Source organism: Pseudophaeobacter sp. (assembly GCF_039971195.1).
In the GTDB taxonomy this organism is placed as follows: Bacteria; Pseudomonadota; Alphaproteobacteria; order Rhodobacterales; family Rhodobacteraceae; genus Pseudophaeobacter.
In genome coordinates, this window is record NZ_JBDWPJ010000056.1 from 1 (window position 1) to 20,911 (window position 20,911).

At 57.5% G+C, this 20,911-nt stretch carries 20 protein-coding genes and 2 tRNA genes; 8 read left to right on the forward strand and 14 right to left on the reverse strand.

The annotated features are described in order from the left end of the window. Window positions 1–669, reverse strand: a 669-nt coding sequence (gene proB / locus ABJP42_RS04795) for a glutamate 5-kinase (protein ID WP_348338841.1), incomplete at its 3' end; no start/stop codon positions are given. Beyond that, window positions 657–1,691 (reverse strand): GTPase ObgE, encoded by a 1,035-nt coding sequence (obgE, locus tag ABJP42_RS04800; RefSeq protein WP_348338843.1) that lies wholly within the window; start codon window positions 1,689–1,691, stop codon window positions 657–659. The genes obgE and proB, both read right to left, overlap by 13 nt. On the opposite strand from obgE, the gene ABJP42_RS04805 reads away from it, so the two are divergent. Then, a complete protein-coding gene (locus ABJP42_RS04805) occupies window positions 1,690–1,836 on the forward strand; it encodes a hypothetical protein (protein ID WP_348338845.1) in 147 nt (48 codons plus the stop codon). The genes obgE and ABJP42_RS04805 overlap by 2 nt on opposite strands. Here the strand turns inward: ABJP42_RS04805 and ABJP42_RS04810 are convergent. The 4 genes from ABJP42_RS04810 to ABJP42_RS04825 all read right to left on the reverse strand — a co-directional run bounded on the left by ABJP42_RS04810 (window position 1,818) and on the right by ABJP42_RS04825 (window position 4,551). Beyond that, window positions 1,818–2,354: a GNAT family N-acetyltransferase gene (locus ABJP42_RS04810; RefSeq protein ID WP_348338846.1), complete on the reverse strand. Its 537-nt coding sequence runs from the start codon at window positions 2,352–2,354 to the stop codon at window positions 1,818–1,820. The genes ABJP42_RS04805 and ABJP42_RS04810 overlap by 19 nt on opposite strands. Before the next feature lie 251 nt (window positions 2,355–2,605). Beyond that, the gene (gene rpmA / locus ABJP42_RS04815) at window positions 2,606–2,875 is read right to left on the reverse strand and encodes a 50S ribosomal protein L27 (RefSeq protein WP_122073771.1); all 270 of its coding nucleotides are present in this window, start codon (window positions 2,873–2,875) and stop codon (window positions 2,606–2,608) included. Window positions 2,876–2,886: 11 nt separating this feature from the next. Next, window positions 2,887–3,465 carry a 50S ribosomal protein L21 gene (locus tag ABJP42_RS04820; protein ID WP_348338848.1) on the reverse strand — a complete coding sequence of 193 codons (579 nt, stop codon included), beginning with the start codon at window positions 3,463–3,465 and terminating at the stop codon, window positions 2,887–2,889. A 234-nt stretch (window positions 3,466–3,699) separates the two neighbouring features. Beyond that, window positions 3,700–4,551, reverse strand: coding sequence for a DUF2059 domain-containing protein (locus ABJP42_RS04825; RefSeq protein ID WP_490363186.1), 852 nt, complete (start codon window positions 4,549–4,551; stop codon window positions 3,700–3,702). Between the two features lie 122 nt (window positions 4,552–4,673). Between ABJP42_RS04825 and ABJP42_RS04830 the strand changes: the two genes are divergently transcribed. Continuing rightward, window positions 4,674–4,763 (forward strand) — tRNA-Ser (locus ABJP42_RS04830). 152 nt (window positions 4,764–4,915) lie between these two features. Here the strand turns inward: ABJP42_RS04830 and ABJP42_RS04835 are convergent. From ABJP42_RS04835 to ABJP42_RS04845, 3 genes are read right to left on the reverse strand one after another with little or no spacing between them, the layout of a single operon-like run. After that, a complete protein-coding gene (locus ABJP42_RS04835) occupies window positions 4,916–5,671 on the reverse strand; it encodes an enoyl-CoA hydratase (RefSeq protein ID WP_348338850.1) in 756 nt (251 codons plus the stop codon). 42 nt (window positions 5,672–5,713) lie between these two features. Further along, complete coding sequence (locus ABJP42_RS04840) at window positions 5,714–6,589, reverse strand: alpha/beta hydrolase family protein (RefSeq protein ID WP_348338851.1); 876 nt, start codon at window positions 6,587–6,589, stop codon at window positions 5,714–5,716. Then, window positions 6,567–7,079, reverse strand: a complete 513-nt coding sequence (locus ABJP42_RS04845) for a MarR family winged helix-turn-helix transcriptional regulator (protein WP_348338853.1) — start codon at window positions 7,077–7,079, stop codon at window positions 6,567–6,569. The genes ABJP42_RS04840 and ABJP42_RS04845 overlap by 23 nt, the downstream gene beginning before the upstream one ends. A gap of 316 nt (window positions 7,080–7,395) precedes the next feature. Here ABJP42_RS04845 and ABJP42_RS04850 point away from each other — a divergent pair, with 316 nt between their 5' ends. Beyond that, window positions 7,396–8,571 carry a class I SAM-dependent methyltransferase gene (locus ABJP42_RS04850; protein WP_348338886.1) on the forward strand — a complete coding sequence of 392 codons (1,176 nt, stop codon included), beginning with the start codon at window positions 7,396–7,398 and terminating at the stop codon, window positions 8,569–8,571. A gap of 129 nt (window positions 8,572–8,700) precedes the next feature. Here ABJP42_RS04850 and ABJP42_RS04855 read toward each other — a convergent pair whose 3' ends face one another. The 5 genes from ABJP42_RS04855 to pdxH form a co-directional block, all read right to left on the reverse strand. Next, window positions 8,701–12,351: a vitamin B12-dependent ribonucleotide reductase gene (locus ABJP42_RS04855; RefSeq protein ID WP_348338855.1), complete on the reverse strand. Its 3,651-nt coding sequence runs from the start codon at window positions 12,349–12,351 to the stop codon at window positions 8,701–8,703. A 1,124-nt stretch (window positions 12,352–13,475) separates the two neighbouring features. Then, window positions 13,476–13,552, reverse strand: a tRNA-Pro gene (locus ABJP42_RS04860). A gap of 44 nt (window positions 13,553–13,596) precedes the next feature. Beyond that, window positions 13,597–14,115 carry a DUF192 domain-containing protein gene (locus tag ABJP42_RS04865; RefSeq protein WP_490363187.1) on the reverse strand — a complete coding sequence of 173 codons (519 nt, stop codon included), beginning with the start codon at window positions 14,113–14,115 and terminating at the stop codon, window positions 13,597–13,599. Next, the gene (locus ABJP42_RS04870; protein WP_348338857.1) at window positions 14,093–14,635 is read right to left on the reverse strand and encodes a cold-shock protein; all 543 of its coding nucleotides are present in this window, start codon (window positions 14,633–14,635) and stop codon (window positions 14,093–14,095) included. The genes ABJP42_RS04865 and ABJP42_RS04870 overlap by 23 nt, the downstream gene beginning before the upstream one ends. Window positions 14,636–14,755: 120 nt before the next feature. Further along, on the reverse strand, window positions 14,756–15,361 hold the full coding sequence (gene pdxH / locus ABJP42_RS04875; protein ID WP_348338859.1) for a pyridoxamine 5'-phosphate oxidase: 606 nt from the start codon (window positions 15,359–15,361) through the stop codon (window positions 14,756–14,758). A gap of 162 nt (window positions 15,362–15,523) precedes the next feature. Here pdxH and fabI point away from each other — a divergent pair, with 162 nt between their 5' ends. From fabI to ABJP42_RS04900, 5 genes are all read left to right on the forward strand, one after another. Further along, on the forward strand, window positions 15,524–16,330 hold the full coding sequence (gene fabI / locus ABJP42_RS04880) for an enoyl-ACP reductase FabI (RefSeq protein WP_348338860.1): 807 nt from the start codon (window positions 15,524–15,526) through the stop codon (window positions 16,328–16,330). Window positions 16,331–16,332: 2 nt separating this feature from the next. Next, the gene (locus tag ABJP42_RS04885) at window positions 16,333–16,950 is read left to right on the forward strand and encodes a LysE family translocator (protein ID WP_348338862.1); all 618 of its coding nucleotides are present in this window, start codon (window positions 16,333–16,335) and stop codon (window positions 16,948–16,950) included. 47 nt (window positions 16,951–16,997) lie between these two features. Beyond that, window positions 16,998–17,516, forward strand: a complete 519-nt coding sequence (gene gpt / locus ABJP42_RS04890; RefSeq protein WP_348338864.1) for a xanthine phosphoribosyltransferase — start codon at window positions 16,998–17,000, stop codon at window positions 17,514–17,516. A 156-nt stretch (window positions 17,517–17,672) separates the two neighbouring features. Continuing rightward, complete coding sequence (locus ABJP42_RS04895; RefSeq protein WP_348338866.1) at window positions 17,673–18,860, forward strand: aminotransferase; 1,188 nt, start codon at window positions 17,673–17,675, stop codon at window positions 18,858–18,860. Between the two features lie 198 nt (window positions 18,861–19,058). Continuing rightward, window positions 19,059–20,897, forward strand: a complete 1,839-nt coding sequence (locus tag ABJP42_RS04900) for a peptidylprolyl isomerase (protein WP_348338868.1) — start codon at window positions 19,059–19,061, stop codon at window positions 20,895–20,897. The last annotated feature ends 14 nt before the right edge of the window (window positions 20,898–20,911 follow it).

Consider the following 20,911-nt stretch of genomic DNA (forward strand, 5'->3'; position numbering starts at 1 on the left):
CAGAACCTTGGTGATCATCCCGCCCTTGGAAAGGCCAGAGACACCGTCGCCAGCCATGGCTTCGATCTCAGGCGTAATCTCATCAATGCGGTCATAGCGCTGTGCCGCAGGGTCCAGCGCCGGATTGGCGCTGTAAAACCCATCCACATCTGACAGCAGCACCAGCGCATCAGCGCCGACTGTGACTGCCACCTGCGCCGCCAGGCGGTCGTTATCGCCATAGCGGATCTCATCGGTGGCAATGGTGTCATTTTCATTGACGATGGGCACAGCGCCGAGACCGATCAGGGTTTCCAGCGTGGCGCGGGCATTGAGATAACGGCGCCGATCCGCGCTGTCTTCCAGCGTTACCAGCACCTGTGCGGTGGTGATCATATGTGGAGCCAGGGCTTCCTCATAGGCGCGGGCCAAACGGATTTGTCCAACGGCAGCAGCGGCTTGCGACTGTTCCAGCGGCAGATCACTGCGCGGCAGGTCCAACACCTCGCGCCCCAGGGCGATCGAACCCGAGGAGACCAGAATGACATCCTTGCCCAGGGATTTCAGCCAGGCCACATCATTGGCCAGCGAATGCAGCCAACCCGAGCGCAGCTTGCCACTGGAGCGATCCACCAGCAGCGCCGAGCCAATTTTGACAACAATGCGTTTGGCGTCGATCAGGGCCGCCAAGGTTCTTGCTCCTCGACGGGCTTTTGCCGGATGCGGTCATCGTCAATCTCGGCCCGCACCGCGCGCAGCACCTCGTTCAACCCTTCGCGGCTCACGCCTGAGAGCATCAGCACCTTGCTGCCAACGGCCTTTTCCAAAGCCGCCAGGGCCTCGGCGCGTTCTTCGTCATCCAGGGCGTCAACCTTGTTCAACGCGGTGATGCGCGGTTTATTGGCCAGCTCGCCACCATAGGCTTCGAGCTCATCAATGATGGTCTGGTAATCGCCCGCCACGTCCTCGGAGGTGCCGTCCACCAGATGCAGCAGCACCGAGCACCGCTCGACATGGCCCAGGAACCTATCGCCAATGCCCTTGCCCTCGTGGGCGCCGGCAATCAGACCAGGAATATCGGCCATGACAAATTCAGTGTTGTCAATGCCAACCACACCAAGGTTCGGGTGCAGGGTGGTAAAGGGATAATCGGCGATCTTGGGCCGGGCATTGGAGCTGGAAGCCAGGAAAGTGGATTTACCGGCATTGGGCAACCCCAGCAGGCCGGAATCGGCAATGAGTTTCAGCCGCAGCCAGATGGTGCGTTCGACACCCTCTTGGCCCGGGTTGGCGCGGCGCGGCGCCTGGTTGGTGGAGGATTTGAAGTGCAGGTTGCCAAAGCCACCATTACCGCCTTTGGCCAGCTGAACCCGCTGGCCGATCTCGGTCATATCCGCCAGCACGGTTTCCTGGTCTTCGTCGAGAATTTCAGTGCCCACCGGCACCCGCAGGATGATTTCCTCGCCATCCTTACCGGTGCGCTGACGTCCCATGCCGGACTGGCCGTTATTGGCAAAAAAGTGCTGCTGATAGCGAAAATCAATCAGCGTATTCAGCCCATCCACAGCCACGGCCCAGACCGAACCGCCCTTGCCGCCGTCGCCGCCGTCGGGGCCACCATATTCGATGTATTTTTCACGACGAAAGCTCACGCAGCCGTTGCCACCGCCACCGGAGCGGACATAGACCTTTGCCAGATCGAGGAATTTCATGGTGGCTCCTTACTGCGCTGGCACCCATTTGGGCGCGGCGCGGAAATACGGTTGGGTCAACGAGGTCTCGTCCGGACCTCGTTTGGTTCTTGGCTGTGGCTTACCTGAAAGCTTTGGCCGCGCCAATCACAGTTTTCGGCTGTAGGTCCAGGTTGGCACATTTGCATTGCGACTGACCGAGAAGCTCTCGGCATCGCCAAGATAGTCAAACCCGCAATGGGTCATCACCCGCGCCGAGGCCGGATTGTCCTGAAACACCACCGCAAACATGGTGGCATTATCCAGCGGGTTGGCTGCGACCAGCGCTGCCAGTGCCTCGGAGGCGAGGCCAGTGTTCCAAAACAAAGGCGCAATCCAGAACCCCACTTCGGACTGATTGCGATCCAGCCGCTTCAGGCTGATGATGCCCTTTAACTCGGCGCCGCCACCGGGAGTGCCATCAATCGCCCAAATGTCTTCGTCCCGCTCTGCAGCTACAGCGCGCCCCACAAAGGCCTCAACCGCGCCGGGGGGCATCGGGTGAGGGATTGAGGTGGTCATGCGTGCCACACGTTCATCGCCCGTGTATTGGGCAATCAAGCCGCTGTCGGAATCCCGCAGCGGACGTAGCACAAACCGGTTGGCTTCTATAACCGGCTGATCACTCACATTATCCAGGCTCATGTCTCTGCTCCTTCATGGCAAAGAGATCGAAAACAAAGGCTTTCTCCTCCAGGTAGCGCTAAGACATGGCATTTGAAGGGCAGGCCATGGACGGCCTAGTCACATTTCAATGATCCCCCAGATCCTGGGGATCGCCAGTTTTGCGTTGGAGAGCACCAATACTAAAACAACACCGGCGCTTCTGCGCCAAATAGAAAAAGGGGACCGGCTGTTGCCGATCCCCTCATTGTTCATAACCTTGTGGGTTCGGTTTACTCAGCGGCCTCCGCCACTGGGAGAACCGATACAAAGGTGCGGCCTTTCAGGCCTTTGTGGAAGGTGACAGCACCGTCAGTCACAGCAAAGATCGTGTGATCTTTGCCCAGACCTACGCCCTCGCCCGGCCAAAATTTGGTGCCGCGCTGACGAATGATGATGTTGCCTGCGATGGCCGCCTGGCCACCATAGAGTTTCACGCCGAGGCGGCGACCTGCGGAGTCGCGGCCGTTACGGGAGGAACCACCAGCTTTTTTATGTGCCATTCTGTCTCTCCTTAGCCTTTAGCCAGATCTTTGGCCTGTGCAACCCACTCGGGCTTCACTTTGACCGCTTCGATACCAGCAATGTCGTCTTCCGACAAGGCTGCGATCTGGGCAAAGCTGGTCAGACCAGCTTCGTTCAGCTTTTTGGCGGCGGCAGGGCCGACACCAGTCAAGGCTGTCAGATCGTCGGAACCAGCAGCAGCGGCAGCAGGTGCGGCCTTGGCAGCGGCTTTTGGAGCAGCCTTGGCGGCAGCTTTAGGCGCAGCTTTGGTTGCACCGGATGCCAGAATTTCAGTGATCTGGATCAGAGTCAGTTTCTGACGGTGACCTTTGGTACGCTTGGAAGAGTGCTTCCGGCGACGCTTCACGAAGTGAATGAGCTTTTCGCCTTTGATCTGGTCGATCACTTCTGCCTTAACAGCAGCGCCTTCTACCAGAGGTGCGCCAACAACAGGAGTGTCGCCGCCAAGCATCAGGATTTCGTCGAACTGGATTGTTTCGCCAGCATCAGCAGCCAATTTTTCAATGCGGAGGATATCGCCCGCCTGAACTTTGTACTGCTTGCCGCCAGTCTTGAGGACCGCAAACATATGCGTGTTTCCTTTATCAACCGCGTCCTTTGGTCCCCGGATCCGGGCGTTTTGGCCAGATGGCCACCTCGAACAGCGCGCCCCGGTTGGGGGCCGTATTACAAAATGAACCCGGCACAGAGAATCCGGGCCGGGATGGCGGCATTTGCCCCATAAACCATGCCCCTGTCAACCCTTTCCTGCCCACGTTCCCTCCGCATTGGGAAAAGCAGGGGGGTTAGGGCCTGTCACGGTTCAGATATCCTCGCCGCGGCCCAGTTCTTTCATCCGGTAGGCCAATGCCTCGAACCGGTTGGCAGTGATTTCGAACTGCACCGCATTCAGCAGCTCATAGACCCGTTGCATCAATGGAGCCTCCAGCGCTTCGACATAGGCGACAACCTCGGCATCCGAGAATTCCTGATAGGTATAGGCAGAGGCCGCCAGATTTGACGCCTGCAAAGCCATGCGGATTTCGGTTTCCTGTGCCCGCTGAAGGGCGCGCAGCCCCTCTGCGTCCAATTGCAGCTCAACGATACCTGCGGCACTGGCAGCCATCAGGAAACGAAACTGGATCTCCTGAACCGATCTCAGGCCAGCGCCAGCGGCATCAATCGCCCTACTCATCCGGTGATACAGCGCCACCCGTTTGCTGCCAGATTTCACCAGATCGGCAATGATCCTCTCGCCGGCAGCCTGTTTGGTGTCACCTTCCTCCACCAGATGGGAGGCGTTTTCCGCCATCACCAGACGTTGACCGAGGTCACTTGCGTAAAAGGCGGCAGCATGGCTCAGCGCCTCATCCTCAAGGGTCTCGGTCAGAATATCCAGTGCCAGATCGCGCATTTTGTCCTGATCAAACACGCTTTCAGAGAGGCGGGTCCACTGGGAACCAAAATCACTGGCCGTAAAACCCAGCATCTCCGGCGCATTGCCCGCCGAGAGCGCGATACTATCCAGCGCCACATCAAACCCGGTAACCTGAAGGAAGGCCTCGACCTTGCCCCGCTCAACTGCCGCAGCAGGCATAGCGAAAAGCACGGTTAGAACCCCAAGCGTGCAGATCGCCCGGAGCAAGTGAAAGAATGGTTTTGAAAGCTGTCTCATAGTTGAAATCTAGGGGAAAACTGCGACCAAACAATGAAAAAATGCATTTCTCCTGAGAAGTTGAAAATCCCCCTTGCGCTGCACAGCGTTCAGCCTTAAACGCTCCTGCACCAGACCCCCGCGGAGAGGTGCCGGAGTGGTCGAACGGGGCGGTCTCGAAAACCGTTGAGCCTTCACGGGTTCCCAGGGTTCGAATCCCTGTCTCTCCGCCATACTCCCCTTCAGTGTTTTCCTATAGATTGTTGTGACCCGCTCGGGTCAGGCTGCAAGAGCAGGCCCTATGTGGATCTTGTCTGATCTAGTCAGTTCCCTTCCCGCAACGCACTGCGGGAAGAGATTTTTTCAAAGCCCTATGCGCATTCGCTTACGAAAACGACGGGGCGCGTTTTTGCATCATCGCGGCGACCACCTCGGCGAATTCGGATGATTTCAGCTGCGAAAGGAACAGCTCTGCTTCTTTTGCCATATGGGCAGCTTCCTGGCCGCGGTTGTGGCGGATCAGGGATTTTGACAGCTTCACCGCCTCTGGCGCCGAATTGGCCACATGCGCCGCAATCTGAGCCACCTCGGCCTGAAAATCCGCATCCGGGAAAACCCGCGAGATCAAGCCGTAGCTATGGGCCTCGTCAGCGGTAAGGGTCCGCCCAGCAAGCAGAATGTCATTGGCAACCGCCATGCCAACGGACTGTGCCAGCAGCATCGAAGAGGCGGCTTCGGGCACCAAACCCAGCTTGACAAAAGGCGCGGTGAAGGTGGCGCTTTGGGCGGCATAGGTCAGGTCACAATGCAGCAACATGGTGAGGCCAATGCCAATGGCCGGGCCGTTCACCGCAGCAATCACCGGTTTGGGACAGGTGGAAATAGCCTCCAGAAACTGCATCACCGGGGGCTTTTCGGCTGTGTGATCCGCCATCGAGAAGTCCTGCAAGTCATTGCCAGCAGTGAAATAGTCCTCTGCCCCGGTGATCACAAAGGCCCGCGCTTCGGAATTCTCATAGTCTTTCAGTGCCGCGGCCATAGCGCCATACATTGCCTGCGTGATGGCGTTGCGCTTGTTTGGCCGGGTGATTGTCAGCGTGGTGACCCGCGCAGAGGTCTGGATGGAGATTGTGTCGCTCATTTTGGCGGTCCTAGCTGTTGAAGGAGTAGATTTTACGGTTTTTCAGTTGCTTGCCTGGCTTTGCGAAAGCCAGTCCCAGCATTCAGACCAAAGGGTTTCCCGACCGGGGCGAAAGGCCGCTTCGTGGCCTATGCGCTTTACACCTATGTCAGCCGGGGTTCTGATCTGCAATGATTTTGCCGCATTGGGATAGCAGTCCAGCAGGTCGTGCCCGGCCTGCGGCGTGGCGATCGGGTCATCGCTGAAGATCCAGGAGCGGATCGGCGCGGTGACCTCTGCGTAGTGCTGCGGCTTTAGCAGCGTTTCATAGTCGGGCTGGAAATAACTCTTGCGCTGACTCCACTTACGCCAGGTTTTGAACACCCGAGGCGGCAGTGCCTCGCCGCCCCAGCCGCCACCGGGTTTGATATAGCCCCAGCGCAGCAGGGAATAGCTGCCCAGGACCCACCAGAAATACATCTCCAGCGGCCAATTGCCCAGTTTGTGGCCACCAAAATACCCGGTCCCGACCGAGATAAAAGCATGTCGATCAATGGCTTGATGATTGGACATCACCCCGATAAAATGCCCGCCTACGCTATGGGCCAGATGGGTGATTTTTAGCCCTGGTGCCGCTGCGGACAATTGATCAACGGCGGCCACCATGTCGTAGCGCCCCCAATCGGCATATTCGATCTCGGAATTGGCCAGGTCGCCGCTGCGCGATCCGGCAATTCCGCGGTAGTCATAGGTCAGAACCACAGCGCCCCGCTCGGCAAAATAGGTCGCAATTGGATGGTAGAAGCTGCGAGGGAAGCCGGTGCCAGCCGAGATCAGGATGGCCAGCTTGGGTTCAGCGCTGCGGGTGAGATCGCCCTGCAAGGTGACGCCATCGCTGGTGTCAAACGTGATCGTTTCACGGGAGGTCGTTTGGGTCATGACTGTCTCCGGAATTGAGCGTGGTTGGGTTGATAATATCATCGGCATGTTCCACCAAATGGTTGAGGAACCTATGGATAACTATCTGTTCGTCCTCAATAAAAGGCTTCAGAAGAGCGGCATTGAAATGCTTGGTTTCCTGTTTGGCCTCAGCCAGAAGCGCCGCGCCTGCCGCCTGGATATGGATATTAGTCACCCGGCCATCGCTGGGTGAGGCTATGCGGGCCACAAGGCCCCGATCCACCATGCGATCCACCAAGCCGGTGAGGCTGGATTTTCCCATCGATAGATGTTTGGCGATCTCAGAGATCGGCTGCCCATCGCGTTGCGACAGGACAAACAGGACTGCAAACTGGCTGGTGGTGAGCCCTACGGACTGCCGTGTCCGCCGATCTGCGGCCCGAAACAGGGCGCTATGGGCGACCTGCAGCTGGTGAAAGACGCGGAGCCTGACCGGTGATGGTTTTTGCGACTTTGATTTCTCTGACACTGGGTGTCCCTCTGCCTGCGATCATTTAGTTCGTATATGGACTAATATTCAATCACAACGCCAAACCACTCCCGCTGACGCCAAGTCATCGCCAACAACAACCGCTGGCATGGGTGAGTTTTGATGGAGGGGTGATTTGGACAAAACAGGCACCGGGGCCTTTACGCTTTGTTAGATGCCCATGGTGAATATGCAGACCTCAGCATTTAGTTCAAATGAGGAAATCTAAAAATTGTTTAAAGAACAAGTCCCGTCGGTTGCCCGGAAATATCACGATTTCCCAGAGGCTTCACCAGACGGTTCACAGGCAGAAAGCCTGATTGAAAGCCCAGTTGAAACCCTGGTTGAGCGCGCCAAATCCGAACCCCTGGGAGATGGTGGCCTCCGCACCGCCGCGTTGCTGACACAGGCACTGGAGCTTGATCCGCATCACCACGGCGCACGGGTGTTGCAAGAGCGGCTGCATCAGATGTTTGTCCCTCGCTGGCATTTCCCCATGCTAGCCGACGAGGCCCGCAACAGCGCCTATGCTCAGGCGATTGCAGCCAAGGTAAAGCCAGGTGATCTGGTTTTGGATATCGGCTGCGGCGCAGGGCTGACGGCCATGCTGGCGGCACGCGCCGGTGCAAAACATGTCTATACCTGCGAGCAGCAGCCGCTGATTGCCCAGGCCGCCACCCGCGTTATCGCTGAAAACGGGTTGAGCGACCGCATCACCGTGATCCCCAAATGGTCACATGACGTCATTGTTGGCGTTGATATCCCGCATCAGGCCGACGTGGTGATCTCTGAGATTGTCGATACCGTCTTGCTTGGCGAGGGCGCTTTGGCGACGCTGACCCATGCGATGGCCGCCCTGGCAAAACCCAATGCCCGCGCGGTTCCGGAACGCGGAACCCTGATGGCGCAGATGGTTGAGAGCGATATCTTGCTGGATCAATGGCAACCCAAACAGGCCGAAGGCTTTGATCTGAGTGCCTTTAATCCCCTCGTTGGTGTCGCACAGATTACTCCGAACGATTTTGAAGCCTACCGTCTGCGCCCCCTGGGACCCATGGCAGAGCTGTTTCAATTCGATTTCACTCGGCCAAATATAGATCCGGCGCGCAGCACCCAGGATCTGTTCTGTGCCAGCACCGGCGAGATCCATGCTATCTTTGTCAGTTTTGAAATGGAGCTGGCGCCCGGCATTTCAGTCTCCAATGGATTGAATGCCAAAGGACACTGGGGCCGAACCGCCTTTTTGCTCGACCAGCCTCGCGCCGCACAGCCCGGAATGCCCCTGCGGCTCACCGCCCAACATGACGCGTCACAGCTGAGCCTTTCTGTCCATGCGGCCAGTGCCAATCAGGCGGTAGATCAAACGGCGCCAGTTTGGGTCACTCCCGAATGGGCAGGCCCCACTCAAACGCCAGAGCACCCAACGGCAGATCCCGTCTGGCAAGCAACCGAGGACAGAGCGCGCAAGTCCCCCAGCCTGTCGCTGCACTGATGCGCCCCTCCTGAAAGGGAGGCAAAATAGCAAACCCGCAGCAACAGGATATCGCCTGTTACTGCGGGTTTTTCATTAACTTAGGCGCCGCCTAACGGATGAAACCACGGCGCCGTTCAGATCTTTAGATCAGGAACAGCCGCTGGTGCTGCCGCAGGTATTACACTTCATGCAGGTGCCGTTGCGCACCAAAGTGTAATTGCCGCATTCACTGCAGGCCTCGCCCTCGTAGCCCTGCATCTTGGCCTTGACCCGTGCATCCATACCGGTCGCAGGTGCAACCGAGGCTTCCGGAACCAGCGATTGCAGATCCGCAACAGGATCAGCGGCAGAGGTATTGGCATCCATCAGGCCGGTCTCGCCTGCCTGTCCGCCCTGCAGAACCACCAGATCCTGCGGCAGACGTTTGCGCAGATAACCGGTGGAGGAAATCTGCTTGAGCACCTCCAGCGAGCGGGTTGCGGCGCTTTCGCTCAGCTCGCTGAGGTTGGAAACCCCCTCCTCTTCGCCGCGACCGATGTCATCAAAGGCCGGACCCTGCGGTTTCACATGGGCCAGATCGGTGCGGTCCAGATAGCTCACCGCCAGTTCGCGGAACACATAGTCCAGTACCGAGGTGGCATTTTTGATCGAGTCATTGCCCTGCACCATGCCCGCAGGCTCAAACTTGGTGAAGGTGAAGGCATCAACAAACTCTTCTAGTGGCACGCCATATTGCAGACCAACCGAGACCGCGATGGCGAAGTTGTTCATCATGGCGCGGAAGCCCGCCCCCTCTTTGTGCATATCGATGAAGATTTCACCCAAGGTGCCGCTTTCGTATTCACCGGTCCGCAGATAGACCTTGTGACCGCCAACAACCGCCTTTTGGGTATAGCCCTTGCGGCGATGCGGCATCTTGGAACGCTGCGATTTGGCCACTTCCTTGATGACGATCTTTTCGACAATCTTCTCTGCCAGAACCACAGCCTTTTCCTGCGGCTTGCCGGTTTCGAGAACCTCTGCCGCCTCGTCGTCATCCTCGACCAGCGCCGCTGCCAGCGGCTGGCTCAGCTTGGAGCCGTCACGGTATAGCGCATTGGCTTTGACACCCAGCGACCAGCTCAGCTCATAGGCCTTCTGGCATTCTTCGATGCTGGCGTCATTGGGCATATTGATGGTCTTGGAGATCGCGCCCGAAATAAAGCTCTGGGCTGAGGCCATCATACGGATATGGCTTTCAACACCGAGGAAACGCTTGCCTTTTTTGCCGCAAGGATTGGCGCAATCAAAGATCGCGTAATGCTCTTCCTTCAGGTGCGGCGCACCTTCCAGGGTCATGGTGCCGCAGACGTGGTCATTGGCCGCGTCAATATCCACCTTAGAAAAGCCCAGGTGACGCAGCAGGTCAAAGGCCGGATCGTTCAGTTTGCTTGCCGGGATCCCCAGCACACCTGTGCAGAAATCCTCGCCCAGGGTCCATTGATTGAACACAAAGCGGATATCAAAAGCGGCTTCCAAAGCACTGTCGATCTTGGACAATTCATTGGAGCCAAAGCCGTGACCGGTCAGCGAGGTATGGTTGATGCCAGGCGCATTGCCCAGAGAGGCATGACCCACCGCATAAGAAACGATCTCTTCGATTTGAGCCGAGCTATAGCCCAGCCCTTCGAGCGCCGAGGGCACCGAGCGGTTGATGATCTTAAAGTAGCCACCGCCGGCCAGTTTCTTGAACTTCACCAGAGCAAAGTCAGGCTCGATGCCGGTGGTGTCACAGTCCATCACCAGGCCGATGGTGCCGGTTGGGGCAATCACCGTGGTCTGAGCGTTGCGGAAGCCGTGCTTTTCGCCCAGCTCCAGAGCTTCATCCCAGGCCCCCATGGCCAAGTCCGTCAGGCGCGCATCAGGGCAGCCAGCGATATCCAGCGGCACCGGCGGCACCGACAGGCCCTCATAGCCGGTCAGCTTGCCCATGGCGGCCGTGCGGTGGTTGCGAATGACCTTGAGCATGGCATCGGCGTTGCGCTCATAGCCAGAAAAGGCCCCCAGTTCAGCCGCCATTTCACCAGAAGTGGCATAGGAAACCCCAGTCATCAGCGCGGTCAGCGCGCCACAAAGCGCCCGGCCCTCTTCGCTGTCATAGCCATAGCCCATGTTCATCAGCAACCCGCCGATATTGGCATAGCCCAGGCCAAGGGTGCGGAAATCGTAAGACCGCTGAGCAATTTCCTTGGAAGGGAACTGCGCCATGGTCACCGAGATTTCCAGCGTCACGGTCCACAGGCGGCAGGCATGCATGTAGTCTTCGGCCTGAAACTGCCCGTCCTTGAGGAAGGTCAGCAGGTTCAGCGAGGCCAGGTTACAAGCTGTATCGTCCAGGAACATGTATTCGGAACAAGGGTTTGAACCACGAATCTCGCCGTCTTTCGGGCAGGTGTGCCATTCATTGACGGTGTCATGGAACTGTATACCGGGATCGGCACAGGCCCAGGCCGCATGGCCAACCTTTTCCCACAGGTCCCGCGCCTTGACGGTCTTGGCGACCTTGCCATCGGTGCGGTTGATCAGCTGCCAGTCAGCGTCCTTTTTCACCGCATGCAGGAAGGCATTGGTGACCCGAATCGAGTTGTTAGAGTTCTGGCCAGAAACCGAGCTATAGGCCTCGGAATCCCAGTCGGTGTCATAGGTGGGGAATTCGATGCTGTCGTAGCCCTGCTTGGCATAGTCCAGCACGCGTTTCACATAGGTCTCAGGGATAGCGACCTTTTTGGCCTCGCGCACGGCGGTTTTCAGCGCCGGGTTATTGGCGGGCTCATAGGCGTCTTCGGCGGCCCCATCCCAGGAGCGGATCGCCGCAAAGATACCGTTCAGCATCTTTTCATGCATCTTGGAGCCAGCAACAATGGAGGCAACCTTCTGCTCTTCCAGTACCTTCCACTCGATGAAGTCTTCGATATCGGGGTGATCTGCATCGACGATGACCATTTTGGCCGCGCGTCGGGTGGTACCGCCGGATTTGATCGCGCCAGCTGCCCGATCGCCAATCTTGAGAAAGCCCATCAGGCCCGAGGATTTACCGCCGCCAGAAAGCGCTTCGCCCTCGCCGCGCAGATGGCTGAAATTGGTGCCGGTGCCAGAGCCATATTTGAACAGGCGCGCCTCGCGCACCCAGAGGTCCATAATGCCGCCGTCATTGACCAGATCATCCGAGACAGACTGGATGAAGCAGGCATGAGGCTGGGGGTGTTCGTAGGAGCTGGTGGATTTGGTCAGCTTGCCGGTCTTGTAATCAACATAGTGATGGCCCTGGGCGGGACCGTCGATACCATAGGCCCAGTGCAGGCCGGTATTAAACCACTGCGGGCTGTTGGGCGCGGCACGCTGTGTTGCCAGCATATGGCGCATCTCGTCGAAAAAGGACCGGGCGTCCTCTTCGGTGGTGAAATAGCCACCTTTCCAGCCCCAGTAGGTCCAGGCGCCTGCCAGACGGTCAAACACCTGCTTAGAGGAGGTCTCACCGCCCGTTGCGACGTTCTTACCATCGGCAACCGAGCGCCACAGGAATTCCGGAACGCCTTTTTCGGCAACTTTCTTCAGCTTCTCGGGCACGCCAGCTTTGCGGAAGTATTTCTGGGCAATGACATCACTGGCAACCTGACTCCAATTGCCGGGAACTTCGATGTTCTCCAGACGGAATACAATGGTGCCATCGGGGTTTCGAATCTCGGAGGTCGCCGAAATGAAATCCAAACTTGAATAGGCGTCCTGCCCTGCCTTGGTAAACTTCCGCTCGATCTTCATGTTGTGCCCTTTGTGATTATCACTGTCTCGTCATCTTCATCCCGCCGCACGCCGTGCAGCACTCGCCGTTTGAAAGCACCAAAAATCGGCATGTCACAGAAGGGACATGCAGTTCCAGAGACCCTCGCCGGCCATTATGAAGGATGTTATTTGTGTTTTCGTCTTGTCACAGCGACACGATTCCCTACCAGATCTTGTGTCACCGCTTGAGGCCTCCACAATTTGGCGTATTCAGCCCAAGAGGGTCAACGGATATTTTACCATTTAGTGACCATCTTTGCTGTTGACGCCAAGGGTCATCGAGACAGGTCTGGCCAGTCGAGTGATTCATCCACATCTGGGCGATTTTTTCTGGCCATTAGTTACAAAAGCAGAGGTCCAAAAATTCCGGGTAACACCAAACACTTGCCGTGCGAAGTTCAAAACCTCCCTCTCCTTCAGACCTGGAACGCCAAATTCTTAGGCATGTTTTTCCCCGCAAAGAACACCACTGTGTCGGCTGCACCGCTGTGGCAAGGATGCACTAGCATTGGTGAGCGCGCCGCTCTTGGAAGTTTTAAACCAGAGTGAAAATAGCGAGAATTTGAAACGCATTGGCGTCAGTTTATTAAGGAAGGGTTAATTCAACATTTAGTGGGAGAAGCGCGACAATCCACAAGAGGACATGATTCTTTTCCCCTGCCACAAGCGCGCCACTCGCAAGGCGATAGCTACCCCAGCGGCAGCTACAGCCCTGAAGTGTTCTGCAGCCATGGCGCTGCACTTTTCCAAATCGGGCAGAGAAAAACATCGCCAAGACGGAGGCTGTAAACCTTCGTAGAAACGCGCCTAAGAATTTTGTTGAACTCTTCTTCCGCGGCCGCGAACCGCACGACATGTGAGGCCGGTTTTACCAGGGGAACACAAAACATGTCGTCGCCAATACGACCTGCCTCACACCAGCCCAAAGCGGCACCACCTCGACACCCTGCCGGCGGAGAATAACTGCAGAGACCCTGGACCTATACTGGGCTCAACGCCAAGCATACCGTGCTTTTGGAAGGAGATCTTGCCCTCTGGCGGGAGACCAGGGAGCCTGGCCTCTCGCGAGAACATCAAAGAAATCATTGGGTTTTCTTTGAAAGTGGTCGGGGCGGCGAGATTCGAACTCACGACCCCCTGTACCCAAAACAGGTGCGCTACCAGACTGCGCCACGCCCCGAACCGTGCGCTGTTCCTAACGCCAGTGAATTGATTTGAAAACCCCTAACAAGGCCAAATCGGAGCAGTTTTTGAAAAAACTTTGTGACGCATCTCGGTGCCGAGTGAAATCCCATAAACTGCGGCAAGACCGGCGTTGACTTCGAGCACGGCAAAGACATCATTGCCGCCCGGCAGCGGCGTCAGATCGCCGGGAATCGCATTGGCCTGGATACCAGTCACCAATCCGTTTTCATTAAGAAAAATGATATCCAGTGGGATCAGGGTGTTCTTCATCCAAAAGGCCGCGGGCTGCGGATAGGGATAGACAAACAACATGCCCGACTGGCGCGGCAGCGCTTCGCGAAACATCAGCCCCTGCGCACGCTCGGCCTCGTCATCAGCGATTTCAACGGTAAAACTCACCTGCCCCCAACTGCCGCGCAGGTCGACGCGGTTAAGCTGACATTCTGCAGCATGGGAGGCAGTGGAGATGCCCAGGCCAGCACCAAAGGCCAGGGAGGATGCGACGACGAGAAAAGATCTCAGCCGCGCCACAGGATCAAGTGTCCTGATCTGTTTCAAGCAGGGCGGCTTCCCAGGCTTGAACTTCGGCGGCCATATGGCCGCGCTTACCGTCGATGACCCGTATCGCCAGCGCCTCACCCGGTTGCAAATCGGCCAACCCGGATTGACGCAGCACTTCGACATGCAGGAACACATCCTCGCTGCGGCCAAAGACATTGGCAAAGCCAAAGCCTTTCCCCTTGTTGAACCATTTCACACGTGCGGGCTCCAGGGGTTTGGACTGCAGATCGCTCAGGTCGATTTCGGCAAAATCGCTCAGAACCGGAGCTTCTTCGCGCTCGGGAGGATGAATGGCCAAAACCTCTACGGCCTGCACACCACGATCGGTGCGATGGGTCACGATTTCGATACGGGTACCATCCGCCACCGAACTTTGTCCAAAGTTACGGAGTACGTTTACGTGCAACAAAATATCAGGGCCACCCAGATCGGATACAACAAAACCAAATCCCTTAGTGGGATCGAACCATTTAACAAGGCCTTGGATTTGCTGCAGGCTGCTCAGATCATCTGCCACTTAATTCATCCACTGCGTATTTTTCGATTTCGTAAGGAGGTGATGCGCGATTTCACCGCAGGAGTTCAAGTAAAAAACCCCTCGTTTGATAGGAATATCAGTATTTCGCAAATCCATTGCTTAAGGATTAAGACGGGTTATCGACCAATCATCTTGTTTTATTGAGCGCCGCCAGACGAACCTGTCATGCAAGCGAAAAGCCCCATCGGCCCAAAACTCAATTTCTACCGGGGTAATCCGGTACCCCCCCCAAAAAGGCGGACGCGAGGGATTCGGCCCCTTGGTGGCGGTGATCTTGGCAACTTCGGCCATCAGGCTGGCGCGACTGTCCAGAGGGCGCGATTGTTGTGAGGCCCAGGCGCCAAGGCGGCTTTTGAGCGAGCGGGAAGCATAGTACTCGTCGGCTTTCGGCCCCTCTTCGCGGCTGATCAGCCCGCGCACCCGGATTTGACGGCGCAGGGATTTCCAATGAACCACAAATGAAGCCTTGCCGCCCTGATCCAACTCCTGCGCCTTGGCGCTTTCATAGTTGGTATAAAAGACAAAGGCATCCTCTTCGATCTCTTTGAGCAAAACCATGCGAGAGTTGGGCAACCCGTCACTGTCCACCGTTGCCAGGGCCATTGCATTTGGGTCGTTGATCTCTGAGGCCTCGGCTTCGGCAAGCCAGGACCTGGCAATTTCAAAGGGGTTGTCGCCGGCAAAGAGCCCTGAACGTTCGCTCATCGGAGCCTCCTGTCTGAATTCGGCGCCACAGTATGCAGCCCCTCGCGGAACGGCAAGAGCCAGCGCCATGGGCCGTGACCATGGGGTAAGGTCGCCCCTTGAAGCAGCGACGCCATCATACTAAACGTCTTTAACTTTACAGATCACGGGCGGAGAACCTGAATGTCTAATCAACTGATGACCGGCAAGCGCGGTCTCATCATGGGCCTTGCCAATGACAAATCGATTGCCTGGGGGATCGCCAAAGCCTGCGCCGATGCAGGTGCTGAGCTGGCCTTTTCCTATCAAGGCGATGCGCTGAAGAAACGCGTTCTGCCCCTGGCAGAACAATTGGGCAGTGACATTGTCCTGCCCTGTGATGTTTCTGATGAAACCTCGATGGATGCGCTCTTTGTGGCGCTCGAAGAAAAATGGGGCAAGCTGGACTTTGTTGTGCACGCCATTGGCTTCTCTGACAAAAACGAGCTGCGTGGTCGCTATGTTGATACCAGCCGCGCGAATTTCCAGATGACAATGGATATCTCGGTCTATTCCTTTACCGCCATTGCCAAACGGGCGGAAAAACTGATGTCCGAAGGCGGCTCGATGCTGACGCTGACCTATTATGGCGCCGAACAGGTGATGCCACATTATAATGTCATGGGGGTGGCCAAGGCCGCGCTCGAGGCCTCGGTGAAATATCTGGCCGAGGACCTGGGCAAAGACGGTATTCGCGTCAATGCGATCTCGGCCGGACCGATCAAGACCCTGGCGGCCTCTGGCATTGGTGATTTCCGCTACATCATGAAGTGGAACGAACATAATTCGCCGCTGCGCCGCAATGTGACCACCGATGATGTGGGCAAATCGGCTCTCTACCTGCTCTCTGATCTCAGTTCTGGCGTGACCGGTGAGAATCTGCATGTTGACGCAGGCTATCACGTGGTGGGCATGAAGGCCGTCGACGCGCCTGACATTTCGAAAGGCTAACTATGACTATTGCTGCTTTTGGCGCCTGCCTGTTTTTGTGCCTGATGGCTGCTGTCAGCCCCGGTCCTGCGGTTTTGATGGCCGCTCGTATCGGCCTCTCTGAAGGTTGGCGCACCGGGCTTGCCCTGGCCACCGGCATTGGTGCTGGAGCAGTATTCTGGGCCACTTCGGCCCTGTTCGGACTTGCTCTGTTGTTTGAACATGCGCCATTTCTGCTAACGGTTTTGCGCATTGGTGGAGCCGCCTATCTGGTCTGGATGGCCTGGAACATCTGGCGACAGGCCAGTGATCCGATCGTCGCCAACGAGGATGAACCTGCCCTGCCACGCTCTGCCTTCACAGCCTTCCGGCTTGGTCTGTTTACCCAAATGGCCAATCCCAAACCGGCGGTCTTCTTTGGCGCGGTCTTTATCGGCACCGTCCCTGAGGGCAGCTCCGCACTTAGCCTGTTGGCACTGCTGTTTTGCATCTTCTTGGGCGAGGCCACCTGGAACACTTTGGTGGCGCGCCTTTTCTCGCTTGAGAAAACCCGCCAGGGCTATATCAACCTGAAACATGTAATCGACCGTGTGTTCGGCGGGCTTCTGGCCGCCCTCGGTTTCAAAATCGCCCTCGTCTGATCCCCCTGCACAAAAGGGACGAGACGCAAGCAAAGGAGCTTCGGATCATGACTGATCGCCTGCCACACGAAAAAGGGTTTCACATCTCCTGGGATCAGATCCACCGCGACAGCCGGGCCCTGGCCTGGCGTCTGGACGGCCAAGGCCCGGACAATGGCGCATGGCGCGCCGTAGTTGCCATCACCCGTGGCGGCATGGCCCCTGCGATGATCATCAGCCGCGAGCTGGATATTCGCACCGTCGATACCATCTCGGTGAAATCCTACCATTCCGGCGGTGGCGCTCAGGATCAGCAACGCGAAGCCCAGGTGCTGAAAAGCCCTGATGCCGAGCTGATGCGGGATGGCGAAGGCATCCTAATCATTGATGATCTTGTCGATTCCGGAAAGACTCTGGAACTGGTACGCGAAATGTACCCAAAGGCGCATTTTGCCACGGTCTATGCCAAGCCCCAGGGCGAGCCCATGGTCGACACCTTTATCACCGGGGTCAGCCAGGACACCTGGATCTTCTTCCCCTGGGATATGGCGCTACAATATGTCCAACCCTATCGCGGCACCGACTAAGCCCACGGGCATTTATGGACCACACAAGATCCAACGCGTCCCTTAGGGGCGCGTTTTTCTTTGTCTTAGCCAGAAGTTTCACCAGAGTGATTGCCAAGCCCTTCGCAAGCCCCTACCACTTCCAAACCAATGAAAACACCGCCAGCAGGAGTGGGCATGAACAAGTCGCGCACAGAGGCAACCTTCCTCTCTCCCATCGTGGAATCCCGTCGCTGGGTTGAAGGCGTCACCTTCCCCTCGGATCGTCCCCTTTTGAACGTGAGCCAGGCCGCACCGGCAGACCCGCCGCCACTTGGCCTGCGCCAGGCCCTGGCCGAGGCCGCGCTCAACCAGGACGACGCCCATCTTTATGGGGCGGTTCTGGGGCGTGAGGAACTGCGCACCGCGCTGGCCGTTCAAATGTCTGAACACTACAGCGCCACAGTCAGTGCCAACCAGATTGGAATTACCTCGGGCTGCAATCAGGCCTTTGCCGCCACCATCGCCGCCCTCTGTGGCGAGGGCGACGAGGTGATCATTCCGGTGCCTTGGTATTTCAATCACAAAATGTGGCTGGATCTCAGCGACGTTACCGCCTGCCCGCTGCAGGTTGGCGACGACATGTTACCCAGCCTTGAAACCGCCAAGGCGATGATAACCCCGCGCACCAAGGCCATCGTGTTGGTCACGCCGAACAATCCAACAGGCGTAGAATATCCCGAAGGGCTGGTGCAGGCGTTCTTTGATCTGGCCAGGTCCAAGGGGCTTACCCTGATCGTGGATGAAACCTACCGCGATTTTGACAGCCGCTCCGGTGCGCCGCATCAGCTGTTTCAGACCGAGGGCTGGGAGCAGACCCTGGTGCATCTCTATTCCTTCTCCAAGGCCTATCGCCTGACCGGTCATCGGGTGGGAGCTATCGCCACCTCCTCCGCGCGGCTTTATGAAATGGAAAAGTTCCTCGACACGGTGACCATTTGCCCCTCGCAACTGGGCCAGATCGGTGCCACCTGGGGCATTCACAACCTGCAGGACTGGTTGGGTGGCGAGCGGGAGGAAATCCTGGCTCGCAAACAGGCCATCCTTGATGGCTTTCCCACCTTGGAAGCCAAGGGCTGGAGGTTGTTGGGCTGCGGGGCCTATTTTGCCTATGTTGAACATCCCTTTGATCTGGCTGCCGAAGAGATCGCCAAGCAGCTGGTCACTGAGGCTTCCATACTGATGTTACCTGGAACCATGTTCATGCCGACAGGCGACAAAACCGCAGAACGCCAGTTCCGCATCGCCTTTGCCAATGTCGATGCCGCCGGTATTTCTGAACTTTTTGGCCGCCTCGCCAGTTTCACGCCGCCGAACCCATCCTAGGAGAGGTTCAAAACAGCAATTCCCCTCACGCATTCGTCCAGATCCCCTGAAAAGGCTCGCGATCAAATCTTTGGGAGGTCAGGAGATCTTGCTCCCCTTGGGGTGGCAGCGTATGCATGAGGCAACAATCATTTAGGCAGGATGAACTGCGCCTTCCAGGCAGGCAGAATTCCTGATCCGAGAGTAAAAGAGGGCAATATGGCCGCGACGATAAAAAAACTGTCCAACACCTTTGTTTGGATCCTGATGGGTTTGCTGATCGTTGGCCTTGCCGGCTTTGGCGCGGTGAACTTCAGCAGCTCGATGTCTGCAATTGCCCTGGTGGGGGAAGAAGAAGTCTCCATGGATCAATACCTGCGGGAGTTGCAGCTCGAACAGCGCCGCATTCAGCAGCAAAGCGGGCAGTCGCTGTCGATCGCGCAGATGGCTGCCTTTGGCATGGATCGCGCCGTTCTAGGCCGTCTGATCTCGATTGCCTCGATTGACAACGAAGTTAGAACACTCGGCCTATCCATTGGCGATGACAACCTTCGCAAGGAACTGGCTGAAATCCGCGACTTTCAGGTCAATGGCGCCTTTAATCGTGAGAGCTACAGCTACGCATTGCAAAATGCCAATCTGACCGAAAGCGAATTCGAAGCTGATCTGCGCCGCGAGGCCGCCCGTACCCTGGTGCAGGGCGCGGTTATCTCTGGCGTCAAGATGCCCTCAATCCTGGCCGACACCCTGACCAGCTACATTGGTGCCCGCCGCAGCTTCTCTTATGTGCAGCTGAGCCCGGATCAGATCTCGCTGATTCAAGTTGTGCCTGATGATGATGTGCTCAAGGCCTTCTACGAGGAGAACGCCGAGGATTTCACCCTGCCCGAGACCAAACGCATCACCTATGCCCGTCTCAGCCCCGAAATGATCATGGACAGCGTCGAGATCGAAGAGACCACCCTGCGTCAACGCTATGACGAACGCGCCGAACAGTATCAGGTCCCAGAGCGCCGTCTGGTGGAACGACTGGTTTTCCTGGACGAGGCCGCCGCAGCTGAGGCCAAGGCGCAGCTGGAAGTTGGAGGGGCAACCTTTGAGTCTCTGGTCGAAGGCCGTGGCCTGACATTGCAGGATGTCGATCTGGGCGATGCCACCCACGCGAGCCTTGGCGCCGCAGCGGATGATATCTTTGCCGCAGAGGTTGGCGCCGTCGTCGGCCCCCTGCTCTCAGATCTGGGCCCTGCCCTGTTCCGCATCAATGGCCACCTCGAAGAGCGGTTTACCAGCTTTGAACAGGCCACCCCGGAGCTGCGCGATGAGCTGGCCGCCGATCGCGCCCGTCGTTTGATCGAAACCCAGGCCGAAGACATCAATGATATGTTGGCCGGTGGCACCACCCTCGAAGAGCTGGCGGCTGAAACCGATATGCAGGTCGGCACTATTGATTGGTTTGGCGAGGCCGGTGAAGACATCAGCGCCTATGACGATTTCCGCACCGCCGCCAGCGCAGTCACCCTGGAGGACTTCCCAGAGGCGGAATTCCTGGGCGACGGCAGCATCTTTGCCCTGCGGCTGGATGAAATCCTGCCCGCACGTCCGGAACCCTTTGAAGATGCAAGGAAAAAAGTCCTGAACGCCTGGGATGCAGACCGTCTGGCCACAGCCCTGCAGGCCGAGGCCCAGTCCCTTCTCACGGCGACAATTGCCGCCGGTGATTTCCCCGAAGGCAGCGCCGTCAAGGTCGAAGAGGGCCTGACCCGAACCGCCTATCTCGACACAACACCTGTCGACATGATGAACCAGATCTTCACCCTGGAGGTTGGCGATTTCACTGTGATCACCGGGGAGACCAGCACGGTGGTTGTGCGTCTGGATGCGGTGCTCGAGGCCGAAGAGAGCCCAGAGATGGCCCAGCTCGCCGAGGCGCTGGGCGCCCAGCTGGATCAGTCAGTGTCGCAGGAGCTGTTCTCTGCCTTTGTGCAGGACGCCCAGCTGCGCGCCGCACCCCGGATTGACCAGCAGGCGTTGAATGCTGTTCAGGCCAATTACCAGTAAGCGAGACCTCCCCC

What these genes read in the sequence shown, in the direction of transcription:
- ABJP42_RS04805 (WP_348338845.1), top strand. Translation starts at nt 1,690, where the DNA reads ATGGTGGCTCCTTACTGCGCTGGCACCCATTTGGGCGCGGCGCGGAAA.
- obgE (WP_348338843.1), bottom strand. Translation starts at nt 1,691, where the DNA reads ATGAAATTCCTCGATCTGGCAAAGGTCTATGTCCGCTCCGGTGGCGGT.
- ABJP42_RS04810 (WP_348338846.1), bottom strand. Translation starts at nt 2,354, where the DNA reads ATGAGCCTGGATAATGTGAGTGATCAGCCGGTTATAGAAGCCAACCGG.
- rpmA (WP_122073771.1), bottom strand. Translation starts at nt 2,875, where the DNA reads ATGGCACATAAAAAAGCTGGTGGTTCCTCCCGTAACGGCCGCGACTCC.
- ABJP42_RS04820 (WP_348338848.1), bottom strand. Translation starts at nt 3,465, where the DNA reads ATGTTTGCGGTCCTCAAGACTGGCGGCAAGCAGTACAAAGTTCAGGCG.
- ABJP42_RS04825 (WP_490363186.1), bottom strand. Translation starts at nt 4,551, where the DNA reads ATGAGACAGCTTTCAAAACCATTCTTTCACTTGCTCCGGGCGATCTGC.
- ABJP42_RS04835 (WP_348338850.1), bottom strand. Translation starts at nt 5,671, where the DNA reads ATGAGCGACACAATCTCCATCCAGACCTCTGCGCGGGTCACCACGCTG.
- ABJP42_RS04840 (WP_348338851.1), bottom strand. Translation starts at nt 6,589, where the DNA reads ATGACCCAAACGACCTCCCGTGAAACGATCACGTTTGACACCAGCGAT.
- ABJP42_RS04855 (WP_348338855.1), bottom strand. Translation starts at nt 12,351, where the DNA reads ATGAAGATCGAGCGGAAGTTTACCAAGGCAGGGCAGGACGCCTATTCA.
- pdxH (WP_348338859.1), bottom strand. Translation starts at nt 15,361, where the DNA reads ATGAGCGAACGTTCAGGGCTCTTTGCCGGCGACAACCCCTTTGAAATT.
- fabI (WP_348338860.1), top strand. Translation starts at nt 15,524, where the DNA reads ATGTCTAATCAACTGATGACCGGCAAGCGCGGTCTCATCATGGGCCTT.
- ABJP42_RS04885 (WP_348338862.1), top strand. Translation starts at nt 16,333, where the DNA reads ATGACTATTGCTGCTTTTGGCGCCTGCCTGTTTTTGTGCCTGATGGCT.
- gpt (WP_348338864.1), top strand. Translation starts at nt 16,998, where the DNA reads ATGACTGATCGCCTGCCACACGAAAAAGGGTTTCACATCTCCTGGGAT.
- ABJP42_RS04895 (WP_348338866.1), top strand. Translation starts at nt 17,673, where the DNA reads ATGAACAAGTCGCGCACAGAGGCAACCTTCCTCTCTCCCATCGTGGAA.
- ABJP42_RS04900 (WP_348338868.1), top strand. Translation starts at nt 19,059, where the DNA reads ATGGCCGCGACGATAAAAAAACTGTCCAACACCTTTGTTTGGATCCTG.